The 16,650-nt window shown below is 38.8% G+C and carries 10 protein-coding genes; 6 read left to right on the top strand and 4 right to left on the bottom strand.

Annotated elements, in window-relative coordinates; all coding sequences use genetic code 11:
- The first annotated feature begins 93 nt into the window (after positions 1 to 93).
- Genes ACJJVZ_RS00595 through ACJJVZ_RS00585 form a run of 3 tightly spaced genes read left to right on the top strand, consistent with a single transcriptional unit; the run spans position 94 to position 5,300 of the window.
- Positions 94 to 1,029: a DUF4007 family protein gene (locus tag ACJJVZ_RS00595; protein ID WP_405597214.1), complete on the top strand. Its 936-nt coding sequence runs from the start codon at positions 94 to 96 to the stop codon at positions 1,027 to 1,029.
- On the top strand, positions 1,022 to 4,420 hold the full coding sequence (locus ACJJVZ_RS00590; RefSeq protein ID WP_405597212.1) for a hypothetical protein: 3,399 nt from the start codon (positions 1,022 to 1,024) through the stop codon (positions 4,418 to 4,420). Before ACJJVZ_RS00595 ends, ACJJVZ_RS00590 begins: the two co-directional genes overlap by 8 nt.
- Positions 4,404 to 5,300: a phosphoadenosine phosphosulfate reductase family protein gene (locus ACJJVZ_RS00585; protein ID WP_405597210.1), complete on the top strand. Its 897-nt coding sequence runs from the start codon at positions 4,404 to 4,406 to the stop codon at positions 5,298 to 5,300. Before ACJJVZ_RS00590 ends, ACJJVZ_RS00585 begins: the two co-directional genes overlap by 17 nt.
- A gap of 11 nt (positions 5,301 to 5,311) precedes the next feature.
- Here the strand turns inward: ACJJVZ_RS00585 and ACJJVZ_RS00580 are convergent, their stop codons facing one another.
- Together ACJJVZ_RS00580 and ACJJVZ_RS00575 are read right to left on the bottom strand one after the other, a co-directional pair.
- Positions 5,312 to 6,433: a cysteine desulfurase family protein gene (locus ACJJVZ_RS00580; protein ID WP_405597207.1), complete on the bottom strand. Its 1,122-nt coding sequence runs from the start codon at positions 6,431 to 6,433 to the stop codon at positions 5,312 to 5,314.
- A 235-nt stretch (positions 6,434 to 6,668) separates the two neighbouring features.
- Positions 6,669 to 7,907, bottom strand: coding sequence for a UPF0149 family protein (locus tag ACJJVZ_RS00575; RefSeq protein ID WP_405597205.1), 1,239 nt, complete (start codon positions 7,905 to 7,907; stop codon positions 6,669 to 6,671).
- A 235-nt stretch (positions 7,908 to 8,142) separates the two neighbouring features.
- Here ACJJVZ_RS00575 and ACJJVZ_RS00570 point away from each other — a divergent pair, with 235 nt between their 5' ends.
- Entirely contained in the window at positions 8,143 to 8,880 is a 738-nt protein-coding gene (locus ACJJVZ_RS00570; protein WP_405597203.1) for a substrate-binding periplasmic protein, read from the top strand.
- A gap of 273 nt (positions 8,881 to 9,153) precedes the next feature.
- On the top strand, positions 9,154 to 10,752 hold the full coding sequence (locus ACJJVZ_RS00565; RefSeq protein ID WP_405597201.1) for an ABC-F family ATPase: 1,599 nt from the start codon (positions 9,154 to 9,156) through the stop codon (positions 10,750 to 10,752).
- Between the two features lie 667 nt (positions 10,753 to 11,419).
- On the opposite strand, the gene katG is transcribed toward ACJJVZ_RS00565, so the two are convergent.
- The gene (gene katG, locus ACJJVZ_RS00560; RefSeq protein WP_405597198.1) at positions 11,420 to 13,600 is read right to left on the bottom strand and encodes a catalase/peroxidase HPI; all 2,181 of its coding nucleotides are present in this window, start codon (positions 13,598 to 13,600) and stop codon (positions 11,420 to 11,422) included.
- A gap of 1,272 nt (positions 13,601 to 14,872) precedes the next feature.
- On the opposite strand from katG, the gene ACJJVZ_RS00555 reads away from it, so the two are divergent.
- Entirely contained in the window at positions 14,873 to 15,763 is an 891-nt protein-coding gene (locus ACJJVZ_RS00555; protein ID WP_405597195.1) for a tetratricopeptide repeat protein, read from the top strand.
- Positions 15,764 to 16,180: 417 nt separating this feature from the next.
- On the opposite strand, the gene ACJJVZ_RS00550 is transcribed toward ACJJVZ_RS00555, so the two are convergent.
- Positions 16,181 to 16,351, bottom strand: coding sequence for a hypothetical protein (locus ACJJVZ_RS00550; protein WP_405597193.1), 171 nt, complete (start codon positions 16,349 to 16,351; stop codon positions 16,181 to 16,183).
- Positions 16,352 to 16,650 lie beyond the last annotated feature (299 nt).

The raw sequence follows: 16,650 nt of genomic DNA, 5'->3' as shown, positions 1-16,650 counted from the left end.
AAAACAGTTTAGATAAGAGAAATAGCTTTTATCAATTGACTTAACAAGATATCATTGCTACTGGACAATTTCTCCAGAGGAACTCTTAAGGCGATGAAAGCAAAGTTTACAGGTCACGACACATTCCCTCTGCGCTATGGATGGCTATTCAAAGCGGTTAATCATTTGAATTCAAATGGTAATTTTTCAAGTTCTGACGAAGAAAGTATTCGTCATTCTATTGTAGAACTTGGCGTTGGTAAAAATATGGTTAAAGCGATTCAGTATTGGGCTGAGTCGAGCGGCATTATTGAAAGCGACAGAAAAAATAATAAAACCCTTCATAATGTGACGAAAAACAAAGGGCACTTTTTGTTTGGTGACAACGGCAAAGACCCTTACCTCGAATTGCATGGTTCTATTTGGTTATTACACTTTTGGTTAAACTTTAATGATGAGCACCTAACTGCATACCGATACTTTTTTAATTATTCAAATGTTCAGCATTTTGAAAAATCAAAATTAATTGATGATTGCTATGAAGATTCTAAACGCCTTGTTAAAAGTGAAGTAGGTAACATTACTACTATAAAAAAAGACATGGATTGTTTTTTAAATATGTACAGTAAAAAGGTTAAGTCTACAGCGAAGAAGATAGATGAAGAACACTTCACTTCCCCTCTTGCTGAGCTTAATTTAGTACAAGATAACGGCCGCTCTTTTTATGTCAGTAATTTAACTGAAAGGCCTGAGTTACCTATTGAAGTATTTATTTATGCGTTACTCGAATTCTTTAAAGTAGAAACAACTGAATCAAAAGTGAGCACTGTTGATTTTGATTCGTTACTTACTAAACCGTGTTCGCCTGGCCGAATATTTAGATTATCTGAATCTGGATTAGGGCAAAAACTCGATGAAGCTCAGCAACATACTAAAAAAGAAATATCATGGGTCGATTCATTAGGGCTAAGACAAGTAAATATATCTGACTCAGTAAAAAACAATACTTTCAAATACTTAAATTACTATTACGGCAAATATAATGTCTGAATCTATTATTGAAATAAATCAACGATATAAAAGCTCCACTCGTATTGATGTTGATAGTGCTAACCTAACCCCCTTTATAGATGACTTTATCGTACATGGAACGGCTATTAATGTACTTGATACTGTAAGCCGTGAGTTTGAGGGCAGTACACAAAGAGCCTATACAATCACGGGCCCTTATGGCTCTGGTAAATCGACTATAGCCTTATTTTTATCTTGCTTGCTTTCTACAGATTCAGAACAACGTAGTTACGCTTTAAACAAGCTTAATAATTCTCAAAAAGTAATAACTGGGTTTGATGATAGGTTTAAAATTGCTAATGGTTGGAAAACCATTAAGCATGTCTGTGGCCTTGAAGCCCCAGCAAATAGTATTCTAATAAGCTTATTGAAAGCGTTTAACATCAAGTTTAATGCAGAAGATATACTCGCTCTTGATGATGATAAGTGCTTAGCAAAAATAAAATCTATTTTACAAAAGCAAAATGATAACGAAGACGGCGTTTTAATTTTGCTCGATGAAATGGGTAAAGCTTTAGACTATCAATCGCGTGCAAATAAAGACTTACATTTATTTCAGTCTCTCGCTGATATTGTTCAACAAGTAAAACGCCCTGTATTACTGGTTGGTTTTTTACATCAGGCATTCTCTGATTACGCTAAAAATAAAGACGTAAAAACACAGCAAGAGTGGAGTAAAGTTCAAGGCCGCTATAGAGATTTAAGCTTTAACCCTTCAATTGATGAATCTTTAGTACTTGTAGGTGACTCAATATTTAGAGCCCCAAAAGTAGTAAAAGCTATTGAGTCAAAGTATGAAAAGCTAGTCGAAGTTGTAAGCTCGGCGTTCGCAAATCAAAACAAAAATGTTGATGCATTAAGTAATACGTTACCCCTAGATCCTATCGTCAGTTTGTTGCTTGGCCCTGTTTCTCGTCGTCGTTTTTCTCAAAATGAGCGTAGTTTGTTCGGCTTTTTAGCGTCACATGAGAAATATGGATTTAGAGAATTTTTAGAAACAGAATATTGCGAGCTTAATGAAGCGCTAAGTTTGTATCGCCCTGAATTGTATTGGGACTACTTACACCATAATTTACACCATTTAATTGTTACTTCACAAGATAGTAAAGCATGGCTAGAGGGTTGTGATGCAATTTATAGAGCTGAACAAAAAGGTGGCGAACTACATACCGCTATTACGAAGCTAATTGCTCTATTAACTATTTTTGGTTTTCATCACCAGTTACATGCTAAACGTGATTTTATAAAAAAGTATTTTATTAGTCGGGGATACGAAGCTGCTGAAATAATGCAATCTTTGATTGACTTAGAGACTTGGACAGTTGTTATTTATCGCCAAAAACACGATGCTTTATTTGTGTTTCAAGGTAGTGATATCGATATAAATAACCTAATCAACGAACGTATTGAAGCCATAAGTTATGGTGTGGATTGGACTGAAATATGTGATATGCCGCAAAATATATTAGCAACAGCGCATTACCATAAAACAGGTACTATGCGGTGGGCAACTACGAAGCTGATAAACAAATACGATGTTGCTCTTATCAAGCCATTTGTTACCCCACCTAAAACGGGTGAAGCATTTGCTACGTTTATTTTATGTGTAAATGAAGATATTGCTAAAGCACTTAAACCTCATGAAGAAGCAATGCCTTTCAGTATTGTTGGGAAGTTTGCAGACTTTTCAAACCTTAAAAATGCTGCTATTGAGTTAATAGCTTTAAAACAAATACTCAAAGACGAGAAAAAAATAGCGCATGACCTAATTGCAAAAAATGAGCTAGAGAATCGTATTAAATTTGCGCAGGCAAATGTAGATAATGAGCTGCAGTATGTTTATAAAAATGCTGACTGGTTCCACTGCGGTAAAAAGTTAGGAACGGCACCTTTAACATCTATCGCCTCAAAAATTGCAAATGAGCTATTTAAAAAATCACCAGTAGTAATAAACGAGTTAGTGAACCGTTCAAAGCCTTCTGGTAGTGCAAACAGTGCAATACGAAAATTAATGAATGCCATGTTTGAAAAAGGCGATGAAAAAGATCTTGGTTTTGATGAAAAAGCCTTTCCACCTGAAAAAGGTCTTTATCTTTCTTGCTTAAAGAGCAAAGGCTGGCACTGCAAAACTTCAGAGGGTTTTTTATTCCCAAGTGAGTGGAGTAAAGAGTCTATAAATGCTAACCCCAAAATGTATGAACTATTTGAAAGCGGTTTTGAATTCATAAAAAATAACTCAGCTACAAAACATGTAACAATGGCTGAACTTTATGAAATGTGGATGTTACCACCGTTTGGTTTAACCGCTGGGTTATGTCGCATATATGGTTTAGCATTATTAAAGGCACTTGAAGGGCAAGTTGCTTTTTATGACTGGGATTCGACAAAGCAGTTTGTTTTTATACCTGAACTTGACGAAGAATTAGTTAATAAAATATATAAACACCCGATTGAAGCAGGCGTTAGGTACTTTAAAATATCAGAAATCCAAAGCCATTTATTGGATAACCTTGCTAAAGCAACTTTAGGTGAAGCTAAAAAAGATGATGCTATTTTAAATATTGCTAAGCATATTGTAGGTATTGTTCATAAACTACCTACATGGGTAAAGAAAACAAGTGGCGAAAGCTTTACTAGATCAAATGAAAGTGGATTAACTAAGCAAGCGAGAGATTTTAGAAATAAAGTGATCGCCGCAAATGATCCTTATAAATTAGTGTTGGATGATTTACCTGCTGTTTTTGGCTTTAAACAAGATGACCCTGAAGTTGAAGAAAAGCTAGGTGTGTATCTTAAAACTGCGATAGAAGATTTAAGCGCACAGCACGAAATGCTACTCAATGGCTTTAAGCAAATTATTATTAATATGCTAGGCGAAGATTTTAATAGTGTTTTAAAAGCCCGCTGCGACATAGTTGAAAAAGAAGCTAAACGTCCTAAAGTAAAAGATTTAGCAAATCGCTTGTCGCAATTCATTGATGGTAAATCTAAATTTGAATTTGTAATTAATATATTAACGGGTGTGCCTGAGCCAAAATGGACAGACAAGCTTTTGCGTACTGGACTAGATGAACTACAAAATTTATGCGTGCAATTTAGACGTATTGAATCTTTTAGCAATTTTCAGGATAAAAGCTCATCGAAACCCATAGCTTTTATCACTACAGATGACGATGGTAACCATCAAGAATTTAGTAGTTTCACGAAGCATGATTTAGTGGCTGATGGTGATGTACAGGCTGCGGTAGACAATATTCAGCAAGCTATTGCCGAAATGCCAAAAGAAAAGCAACTGGCTGCACTTACCAATTTATTAACTAATTTGATGGATAAAACACAAATAGAGGTGCCAAATGACACAGAAAGTTAAACATGTTTTAGGCCTCTCTGGCGGTAAAGACAGTAGCGCTTTAGCCCTATTTGTTAAAGAGACTTATCCTGAACTAGACGTAGAGTACTTCTTTACCGATACAGGTTATGAGTTACCTGAAACAAATGCTTTTATTGATCAACTTGAAGAAAAGCTTGGTTATATTCATCGATTAAATGCGCGTTCTTTAAATAATATTGAAGGCCGTGGTGAAAAAGACTTTGCTCATCTTTTAAAAGAGCATGGTAATTACTTACCTTCTCAAAGAGATAGATGGTGTACTGTTCAAATGAAGCTAAAACCTTTTGAACAGTGGTTAGATAGCTTTATTAAAGATGGTTACAAAATAAAAAACTATGTTGGCATAAGAGCAGATGAACCTGAACGCGTAGGTTATATGACAATTGAAAAGCCAATTGAATCTGTTTTTCCCTTTAGAGAACACGGCATAGTAAGAAGTGACATCGAAAATATATTACAGCGCAATGGTTTAGAACTGCCTGAATATTATAAATGGCGCTCTCGCTCTGGTTGTACATTTTGTTTTTATCAGAGAAAAATTGAATGGGTTAAGCTTATGGAAAAGCACCCTGATTTATTTGAAGAAGCCAAAGCTTTTGAAAAAGGCGATGACAACAATACTACTGTAGGTGAACGCTTTTATTGGATGGGCCAAGGCCAGCCATTAGAAACATTAGAAGACCCTGCAGTACAACAAAGAATTATTGAAAATCACGAGAAGAAAGTTGCTCGCTTTAACAAGAAAAAGCGTCGTAATGCACTGTTAGGCGACTTCGACGGTGTATGTGAATTCAATGAATTAGATGATATTTATGATGAAGCAGAAGGCGGTGGAGCCTGTGTAACATGTTATAAATAATAAGAAAGCGGCTAAATAGCCGCTTTTTTTATAGCTGAGACCAATAAATCAATATCTGCGGTGGTGATTTCGTTCGTAAAACTTATGCGAAAAGTAAATTCGGCTTCTTCACGACTTAGCCCTAATGCGGTTAAAACATGTGAGGCCTCGATTTCTTTAGAAGAACAAGCGGAGCCTTGAGCTAAACAAAAGAGCTCTTCATTGTCTCGTACCAAAATACCTACATTTGTTTTAGGTAAAGTTAAAGAAACCATATGCGGTAAAGCTTTTTCATTACCGTTTATAGAAAAAGGGATTTCAGCAATAGTAAGCTGCGTTAACAAGTAGTTACGTATCCCTTTATCAATAAAGCTTAGATAACTGTGTGGAAATGTATTTATCGCCGTTCCAAAACCGACTATTAGCGGCGCAGCTACTGTTCCACCTCTAACTCCTTGCTCTTGCCCTGCACCATGAATAACAGGTGTTAGAGAGCGTTTGCGTAAGCCTCGAATATAGACAGCTCCAATGCCTTTTGGGCCACCAATTTTATGAGCTGAAAACGACATAATATCAACATTCAGATCATCTACATCAATCTCAGTTTTCCCGAAGCTTTGCGCTGCATCACTATGAAAAAGAATATTGTGCTCAAAACATAGCTCTCCAATCTCAGAAATGGGATTAATCGTTCCTAATTCATTATTAACATGCATTACAGAAACAAGTGCTGTAGACGATTTGATCAGGCTTACTATGCTTTTAGGCTCAATAATTCCTTCTTTGTTTGGCATAACAATGGACACTTCAAAACCTTCGCCTTTTAAATGCTCGCAAATAGCAAAAATGCATTTATGCTCAATAGCACTAATAATAATATGATTTTTATCTTTTGGATGATCGCTATTAAGTAATATGCTCTTGAAGGCTATATTATTAGACTCAGTAGCACCGCTAGTAAAAATGATTTCACTTGGATATGCACCGATCATATCAGCAAGTTCTTCTCTTACTTTATCTGCTTTTTGTAAAGCAGCTTCACCTAAAACGTGGCCTGAGGCTGAGTTTGCATAACAACTATCGAATGCATCTATTAAAGATGTTTTAACTTCTGGAAGTAGTGGGTACGAAGCTGCTGAATCAAGATATATCATTTAATTAGTCCTTAATCTGAGCGTTTAATAATACCATAAAGTACTTAATAATGAATTTACAAGGTTACATACCCCGTGTGTCTCAAGCGTGTTATGAAACTCTAAGGAACAAATGAATAAAATATAGGCTTAGTGAGTAGAAATGTTTAAATTAATACGCTGTTATTATTAAGCGCTGATGTTGAGCACTAAGCGCGACATAAATCACGCTTAGCACTTTTTACGCGTTTAGTTATTACTTTTTTCTTAGCCAAAAAAGGCTTGCAGGAACCGAAATCCACGCCTGCTTACCCAATGAATCAAGGTAAACACCGACCTCTTCTTTACTGCCTGGGCTGTAATATGGCGGCTGTTCTTTTAGTTTTTCTTGCCCTGTGAGTATTTTGGCAAAGTGTTTACTTTGCTGCTGGAGCATTTTTTTGTAATCGTTAGCGGGTTTTGAATCGCCATGCTTTACAAAAGCACTTAGCGCACGGCTTGCTGTTGCGTGTAGCTCTTCACTGTCGGAGTTAACCAATAGAGCGTCTAACTTGTCCCATTCTTTATTTATTATTAGGCAATTCATTAATAAAAAGCGATTACCTTGATTATCGTTTGGGTTTAGCTTTAGTAACTCTTCGAGTTCTGATTGCGCTTTTTGGGTATAACCATGCAGTGCGTGTATTTTTGCTCGATGCGCGCGAAGCATCATATAAGGGCGGGTTTCTTGCAGTCCCCAAAAGTGCCCAGCGTTGTCTTTAATAAATTGCTTTGTAATGTGCCCTTCCATCAATTCTAAAAGCATCTGCATTGGCTCAAGTGCTTTTAGCTCTGTATCGGCGAGTACCAGTTCAAGTAGTTCATCAAGCTCATCTAATTCATTTGGTTCTTCGTCTAAAAAGAGGTTATTAAATTCTGCTTCATCTTCATCGCTTAAAGTTAGGTCATTACTAAATCGAAGTTCAAAAATAGCGTCGGCCATAAAATAAACATAATTACGTTTATATTCTTGGGCGTTATATTGGGCAAATTCACCAAACTCTTTTGCTGCTGCTTTTTCACTAGAAAATGCTTTTAAAACGCTGTTCAGGTTATTAAGAGCCTGTTTTTGCTCTGCATCAAGCATGCGTTTATTTATATGTTTAAGTGCCTGTAAAACCCCTTTACAGTAACTTGGTAGGGGCATATTAGGTTTTAGTGAATCACGGTAGTCTTGCTTAGATAGACTGCATTTGGCTGGCATTTTTAATTCGTTTTGAATTACTTTTTCCATGCATTGGTTATACAGAGCCATTAAGCTTTCTAAGTATTTTAGTTCAGTCGCATTTTGAACATTAAGATCTCCAAATAGATCTGGTTGCCACTCACTCGGGTTAAGCAATTGTGGTAATACACCCAACCCCATTAAATAACCCTGAATAAAGTAATAATCTGGTTTTTTAGTGCTTAATGCACTCAGTTTTACAACATCGTTGCGTATTTTTGTTGGCGACATAACGTGCTCTGCTATATATAAATTTAGCTTAGTGTACCGATAGCTAAAGTTACCAACAATATAATTTGTTAAATTTATAATATAAGTGCAATTTGTGATTAAGTGCTCGGCCCCCGTGCTCGTTTTGTAAATTGCCTCGCATTTATATTTTTACACATCCCTTTTTTCACTAAAATACTCAAGCTGGTTTATACTGTATTAATAATAAACAAATAATAATTAAAACAGAGCTGTAATGAAGAGACTAAACACCCTTTTATTCTATTTACTTTGCACTGCATCACACAGCGCTTTTGCTTGCAACAGAACATTTACTATTGCCTCCCACGATGCCTTTTGGCCGCCATATGTCATGGGAATGAGTGATATATTTAAAGGCACTGAAGTAGAGGCATTAAATATTATTTTTAAAGACTCCCCTTTTTGTTTTAAAGTGGAGCTGTTGCCTAATTCAAAACGCGCTTTTACCGAATTAAAACATGGCCGAATAGATATAGGCTGGGCTGCTAGCTATACCGATGCACGTGCTGAATATGTTTACTTTACCGATAGCTACCGAACTGAGGTTATGCGCTTGTACGAAAATAAAAGCAATCCACATAACATTAAAAACTTAGCCGATATTTTTGAACAAGGACTTACTGTAGGTGCTAACTTTGGAAGCTATTATGGTAAAGAGTTTGAGCAATATAAAAAAAGGTATAAAAAACAAATTGAATATACCAGCTCGGCCAGTAAGCGCTTTGAACTGCTTAATAAAAAGCGTATTGATTTTGCAATTGAAGACTCGCTCGTTGGCGCGTTTTTTAGTAAGCGCGGCGCTAATTTGCAGTTAGTCGATAACATTAAGTTTGTAAATAAAGACCAAATACATTTAATGCTGAGCAAAAAAACAGTTTCGGCTGAAGAAGTCGCCATAATAAGCCAGCATATAAAAAGCAACAAAGCAGCGCTTGATGCATTATTTAAGTAGCAGTACTTTACATAAAGCCGTTTTAAAATTGCACCGAGATTAAATACACTCTAAAACTTAATACGCTTTGGGCACTTATTGGCAAGCTAAAGCGCTATTAAATTATAAGATGTGCCGAAAACAGCTTCATGGCTGTAAAACTAACCTTTTACCTTTCCTTCCTCTTGGCTGATCTGTATAATTCGCCAGCTAATTTACCCTATTGTCTGGTTCTTGTTTGTGGCGTGTTGCTGCAGCGTACTCCTGTCAGTACTAATTCTAGGATTACCTTTTTTGATCTCCACCGCAAATATTACGATGCAGTTTGGCGCAGAGCCGTTGTTTGAAAACATTTCAGCTAAATTTGGTAACGGTAACCGTTACGGTTTAATTGGCGCTAACGGCTGCGGCAAGTCGACTTTCATGAAAATTTTAAGCGGTGCGCTTGTACCAAGTGCGGGTAATGTCTCTATTACTCCAGGGTTAAAAGTTGGTAACCTAAGCCAAGACCAGTTTGCTTTTGAGCAATACAGCGTTGTAGACGCGGTAATTATGGGTGACGTGGAGCTTTGGAAAGTAAAGCAAGAACGCGAACGTATTTACTCATTACCAGAAATGAGCGAAGAAGACGGCATGAAAGTAGCCGATCTTGAAAGCGTATTTGCTGAAATGGACGGCTATACAGCAGAGAGCCGCGCAGAAGAAATTTTGCTTGAAGCGGGTATCGATAAAGAATTTCATTACGGTTTAATGGCAAACGTAGCGCCAGGTTGGAAACTACGCGTACTTTTAGCACAAGCGTTGTTTGCAAACCCTGATATTTTGCTACTCGATGAGCCTACCAATAACTTGGATATTCATACCATTACGTGGCTTGCTAACGAGCTTAACAAACGTAAATGTACGATGATTATTATTTCCCATGACCGTCACTTTTTAAACTCGGTATGTACACACATGGCCGATATTGATTACGGCGAGCTGCGTATTTACCCTGGTAACTACGAGAAATTTTTAGAAGCTGCGGGCCTACAACGCGAGCAACTTTTAGCTGAAAACGCTAAAAAGAGTGCTGAAATCGACGAGCTACAAGACTTTGTTAACCGTTTTGGTGCTAACGCGTCAAAAGCTAAACAAGCAAGTTCACGCGCTAAAAAAATGGATAAAATTAAGCTTGATGAAGTTAAATCGTCAAGCCGTATGAGCCCATCGCTTTCGTTTGACGAAGGTAAAAAAATGTACCGTCAAGCGCTTGAAGTTAATAAACTTGGCCATGGTTTTGATGGCGAAACGTTATTTACTGGTGGCGACTTATTACTAGAAGCCGGCGCTAAGCTTGCGGTTATTGGCGAAAATGGTGTGGGTAAAACCACCTTTTTACGCTGTTTAGTAGATGAGCTAAAAAGTTTAGAGGGCGAAATTAAATGGTCTGAAAATGCGACCTTTGGTTATTGCCCACAAGACAGCACAAAAGATTTTGATAACGATTTAACCTTGTTTGATTGGATGTCGCAATGGCGCACTGCTAAGCACAACGATTTAATGGTTCGTGGCATGTTAGGCCGCTTGTTGTTTACCGCAGACGATTCAAACAAAAAAGCCCGCAACTGCTCTGGTGGTGAAAAAAACCGCCTGTTATTTGGTAAGTTAATGATGCAGGACGTTAACGTACTTGTCATGGACGAACCAACTAACCACATGGATATGGAAGCAATTGAAGCGCTTAACAATGCGCTTAAAGACTTTGAAGGTACGCTTATTTTTGTAAGCCATGACCGAGAGTTTGTATCATCATTAGCGACACGTATTATTGATATAAAAGATAAAGAAGTAATCGACTTCCAAGGTACGTTTGACGAATACCTTTCAAGTTGTGAAGAGAAAAAATCGTAAACGCTTTTTCTAATTGCTTACAAAAACGGGGCTAAATTTAGCCCCGTTTTTTTATGGGTGATGAATAAAAATCCGTAAACCCGCCGCATAGATTGCTCTAATGTGTAGAAGCTGCGCTTCTCGCGTGAGCAAACCCTACGCCTACAAGAAATACGTTCCATTGTTTGCTCTGACTTGTAGACGCGCAGCTTGCTGGCGTATAAAAACACAGCTTTTAAATGATTCAGTAATTAGAAGCTACGCTTCTGCTGTGAGCAAGCTCTACCCCTACAAGAAATGCGTTCCATTGTTTGCTATTACCTGTAGACGCGCAGCTTGCTGGCGTATAAAAACACCGTTTTTAAATAGGTAAATAATTAGAAGCTACGCTTCTGCTGTGAGCAAGCTCTACGCCTACATGAAATACATTCCATTACTTGCTCTGACTTGTAGACGCGCAGCTTGCTGGCGTATAAAAACGCAGTTTTTAAATAGGTAAATAATTAGAAGCTACGCTTCTCGCGTGAGCAAGCTCTACGCCTACAAGAAATGCGTTCTATTGTTTGCTATTACCTGTAGACGCGCAGCTTGCTGGCGTATAAAAACACCGTTTTTAAATGATTCAATAATTAGAAGCTGCGCTTCTCGCGTGAGCAAGCTCTACGCCTACAAATATATAACGCACAGCTTATTTAATATCAAACCTGTCGGTGTTCATTACTTTTACCCACGCATTTACGAAGTCGTGTACAAAACGTTCTTTGTTATCGTCTTGTGCATAAAACTCAGCAAGCCCGCGTAAAATGGAGTTTGAACCAAAGACTAAATCAACACGTGTTGCAGTCCATTTAGTTTCGCCGCTTGTACGCTCTACAATATCGTATAAGCCTTTAGCTGCGGGCTCCCATCGGTATGCCATATCGGTTAAGTTTACAAAAAAATCATTACTTAAGGTGCCGACATTACTTGTAAATACACCGTGCTGACTGCCATTATGGTTAGTCCCTAATACGCGCATACCCCCAAGTAACACTGACATTTCTGGTGCGCTTAGCCCCATTAGCTGACTACGTTCTAACAAGAGTTCTTCGGCAGATACAACATAGTCTTTTTTAAGCCAGTTTCTAAAACCATCATGAATCGGTTCAAGTACGTCAAACGATTCTGCATCGGTCATGTCGTCTGTGGCATCACCGCGCCCTGGTGCGAACGGTACTGTTACATCAACACCGGCATTTTTAGCAGCTTGCTCTACTGCGGCTGTTCCGCCTAAAACAATTAAGTCGGCGATGCTAACTTGCTTGTTTAAACCTGCTTGTACTTTTTTAAGTGCGCTTAGCACTGTTGCTAAACGCGCGGGCTCATTACCTTGCCAATCTTTTTGCGGTGCAAGGCGAATACGTGCACCATTTGCGCCACCACGGTGATCAGAACCACGATACGTGCGGGCACTATCCCATGCTGTGCTAATTAAATCGGCTGCGCTAATACCGCAATTAAGTAATGTAGTTTTTAAATCACTAATTTCAGCGTCAGTTAGTGTGTAGTTAGCGGTTGGCACTGGATCTTGCCAAATTAGATCCTCACTTGGCACATCGGCACCTAAATAACGTGATTTAGGACCTAAATCGCGGTGAGTTAATTTAAACCAAGCGCGAGCAAATACGTCTGAGAAGTAATCAAAGTCGTTATAAAAACGCTCAATAATTTTACGATACGCGGGATCCATTTTCATGGCCATATCGGCATCTGTCATTATTGGGTTTAATCGAATTGATGGATCTTCTACATCAACAGGCTTATCTTCTTCTTTAATATTAACGGGTTCCCACTGATGAGCGCCTGCAGGGCTTTTTGTTAACTGCCATTCGTAAGTTAACAGTAGTTTACAATAGTCGTTATCCCATTTAGTTGGGTGTGTGGTCCATGCACCTTCAATACCAGAAGTTACGGTATCGCGACCAATACCACGTGTGGTGGTGTTATTCCAACCAAGGCCTTGCTCATGTACATCGGCCGCTTCTGGCTCTGGGCCTAGGTTTTCGGCTTTACCGTTCCCGTGTGTTTTACCTACCGTGTGACCACCGACCGTTAATGCAGCCGTTTCTTCGTCATCCATTGCCATACGTGCAAACGTTTCGCGTACTTGCTCTGCGGTTTTAAGTGGATCAGGCTTGCCATTAACGCCCTCAGGGTTAACATAAATTAAGCCCATTTGTACTGCCGCTAATGGGTTTTCCATTGTGTCGGGTTTGTCTACATTTGCGTAGCGCCCATCACTTGGTGCTAGCCATTCTTTTTCAGCTCCCCAGTAAACGTCTTTTTCAGGATGCCAAATATCTTCACGACCGCCTGCAAAGCCAAAGGTTTTTAACCCCATAGACTCATAAGCCATGTTACCTGCCAAAATGATTAAATCGGCCCATGAGAGTTTATTGCCATATTTTTTTTTGATTGGCCAAAGTAAACGACGCGCTTTGTCTAAGTTACCATTATCTGGCCATGAATTTAGTGGAGCAAAACGTTGGTTAGCTGTACCACCGCCACCGCGCCCGTCGGCAAGTCGGTACGAACCCGCTGAATGCCATGCCATACGGATCATCAACCCGCCGTAATGCCCCCAATCAGCTGGCCACCATTCTTGGCTTTGCGTCATTAAGTTTTTTAAATCTGTTTTTAAAGCTTCTAAATCAAGCGTTTTAAATGCATCGGCGTAGCTAAAATCGCTATCGTATGGGGTTGTTTTTGTATCGTGTTGATGAAGTATGTCGAGGTTGAGGGCATTTGGCCACCAATCTGTATTGGTATTAGACGCTTTGGTATTACTACCGTGCATGACCGGACATTGACCCGTTTTAGAGTTGCTCATTGTAAATCCTTATTGTGGAAAGTAAAAATACTTAATCAATTTCATCGTTTATGCTTAATGTTGTGCTTAATAAAGTAACGGCTATTTTTATTTAATTGCCTTACGTCTCACCCAGTGTGCCTACCTAAAACTTACGTATCCTTAATATAGGCGTATAAATTATGCTATACCAGCGCTGGCTCACAGTTTAAAACGATTGCACCGATTTATAATTTTGATGGGTATTAGGGCGTGTTGACCTTTGGTGGTTGATTTTTCGGCAGGCTGTTTGGTATTTAGGCAAGGCAGAGCCTATGCAGTGTGGTTATTCCCCATAAATAGGCAATAACGCAGCATAAATGCCAAACATGCGCTGCCCTTTGGGTTCTTTCTAGGGGCAATTAACTCTTTGTTGCTCGATTTTTACTTATTCTTACAGGGATGTAAGCCATTAGAGTAACGCAGGAGCAGTTACCGAGCCCACTAGGTTACAAACCTCGCGCCGCGATTAAATCGCCCCTAGATTGAACAAATTTCAATCCACAAAGGTCAACACGCCCTAGGGGCTGTTGATCTTTCGTGATTGATTTTGCAGCAGACTGTTTGGTATTTAGGCAAGGCAGAGCCTATGCAGTGTGGTTATTCCCCATAAATAGGCGATAACGCAGCATAAATGCCAAACATGCGCTGCCCTTTGGGTTCTTTCTAGGGGCAATTAACTCTTTGTTGCTCGATTTTTACTTATTCTTACAGGGATGTAAGCCATTAGAGTAACGCAGGAGCAGTTACCGAGCCCACTAGGTTACAAACCTCGCGCCGCGATTAAATCGCCCCTAGATTGAACAAATTTCAATCCACAAAGGTCAACACGCCCTAGAACTCAACTATTCAATCTTTTTAAAATAGTGGTGATCGAATCGAAATATTTTGCCGTAATGGTATGTGAAGGGTTTGAAAGTGGCTTTAGTTTACTCAAGCCACATTGGACCCCCCCCCTTCGCCATGAAATTGTAATTATGATAAAGGTGTATTACATAAGCCCAATACACCTTTACTTTCTACCTTTTTTAAGTTTTTAACTAATTGAATTAAATTAAGTTATAGTTCAGTTAGATGCGGTTAGTATGTAATTTATTCTCCTGTGATTCCCTACAACTTTTTGTTGTTTAAGCAGTTTTGGCCAGTTCTCCTTGAACTGGCTTTTTTTTGCAAAATTTTTGGCTTGGCTAGCTTTGTGCCTTTTAGCTGTGCGTGTTAAAGTTATACTCGTAATTAATTTAACTAGGCGTACCAATGCGTTATTACATGTCATTACTATTTGTTTGCTTTACACTTTTTTCGGCCACAGTGAACGCAGCAGAACAAAAAGCTAATGTGCTCACAGCACAAGAACAACAACAAGAATTAAATCGATTAAAAGAGCCAATGTATAAACCGCTTTTGGAGCGCTATGTTTTAGATGAATTAAAAGCCGTACGTCAAGATCAACAAAAGCTACGTGAAGATGTCACTAAACAAGTTACTCACGCACAACTTGATACCGCCGATCGTGCAATAACTTACACCACCGATACGATTAATAATGTATTTTTTATTATTACCGCAACAGCATCAATTTTAGTATTGGTTGGCTGGAATTCGCTACGCGATGTTAAAAACAAAGTAGAAGATATTGTAAATACACGCGTAAGTGTTATTACTGATGAATACGAGGATAGATTAAAAATTCTAGAGGAAAAATTACGTGTGCGCTCTGAAGAAATACTGAGTAACCAAGAACGCATATCGATCACCAATGAGGTTCATTCTCTGTGGATGCGCGCAAATTTAGAAAGTGATTTTGCCAATAAAATTGAAATATTTGACGAAATTTTACAACGAAAACCAGAAGATGTAGAAGCAATTGCTTATAAAGCCGATGCATTATTAGAGATTAACGAAACTGCACAAGCAATTGAGCTATGCAATCAAGCCATTGATATTGATAGCGATTATGGCTACGCTTACTGGCAACGCGCCTGTGCTTATGCGCTTACACATAAACACGCAGATGCCTTGGCTGATATAAAAATGGCATTAGATTATTCACCTAATCTACGAAACGAATTATTACACGAAAGCGCGTTTGCAAGCCTGCATGATAACGATAGCTTTAATACCATTGTGGCCGGTGAGCCAGTTTAATTAGGCTGATAAAAAAGGGCGTATGCCCTTTTTGTAGCATTTAAGTAATTAGAAGCTACGCTTCTCGCGTGAGCAAGCTCTAGCCTACAAGAAATACATTCCTTTATTTGCTCTCATTCGTAGACGCACAGCTTGCTAGCGTATAAAAACACCGTTTTTAAATAGGTAAATAATTAGAAGCTACGCTTCTCGCGTGAGCAAGCTCTACGCCTACAAGAAAATGTTTAAACCCGTCGCATTGTCTGCTATTACTTGTAGACGCGCAGCTTGCTGGCGTGTAAAAACGCAGTTTTTAAATAGGTAAATAATTAGAAGCTGCGCTTCTCGCGTGAGCAAGCTCTACGCCTACAGAAATGCGTTCCATTATTTGCTATTACTTGTAGACGCGCAGCTTGCTGGCGTGTAAAAACGCAGTTTTTAAATAGGTAAATAATTAGAGGCTGCGTTTCTGCCATGAGCAGGCTCTACGCCTACATGAAATACGGCTCCATTATTTGCTCTAACTTGTAGACGCGCAGCTTGCTGGCGTGTAAAAACGCAGTTTTTAAATGGGTAAATAATTAGAGGCTGCGCTTCTGCCGTAAGCAAGCTCTACGCCTAGATGAAAATGTTTAAACTCGGCCTCATTACTTGCTCTAACTTGTAGACGCGCAGCTTGCTGGCGTATAAAAACGCAGTTTTTAAATAAGTAAATAATTAGAGGCTGCGCTTCTGCCGTAAGCAAGCTCTACGCCTACATGAAATGCGTTCCATTATTTACTCTGACTTGTAGACTCGCAGCTTGCTGGCGTATAAAAACGCAGTTTTTAAATGGGTAAATAATTAGAGGCTGCGTTTCTGCCGTGAGCAAGCTCTACGCCTACATAGAATACGGCGCTACGCTTTGT

The organism is Pseudoalteromonas sp. Ld19, from assembly GCF_045064135.1.
GTDB classification, from domain to species: domain Bacteria; phylum Pseudomonadota; class Gammaproteobacteria; order Enterobacterales; family Alteromonadaceae; genus Pseudoalteromonas; species Pseudoalteromonas aliena.
The sequence above is the reverse complement of the archived record's forward strand: the minus strand, read 5'-3'. Positions and strand labels throughout refer to the sequence as shown.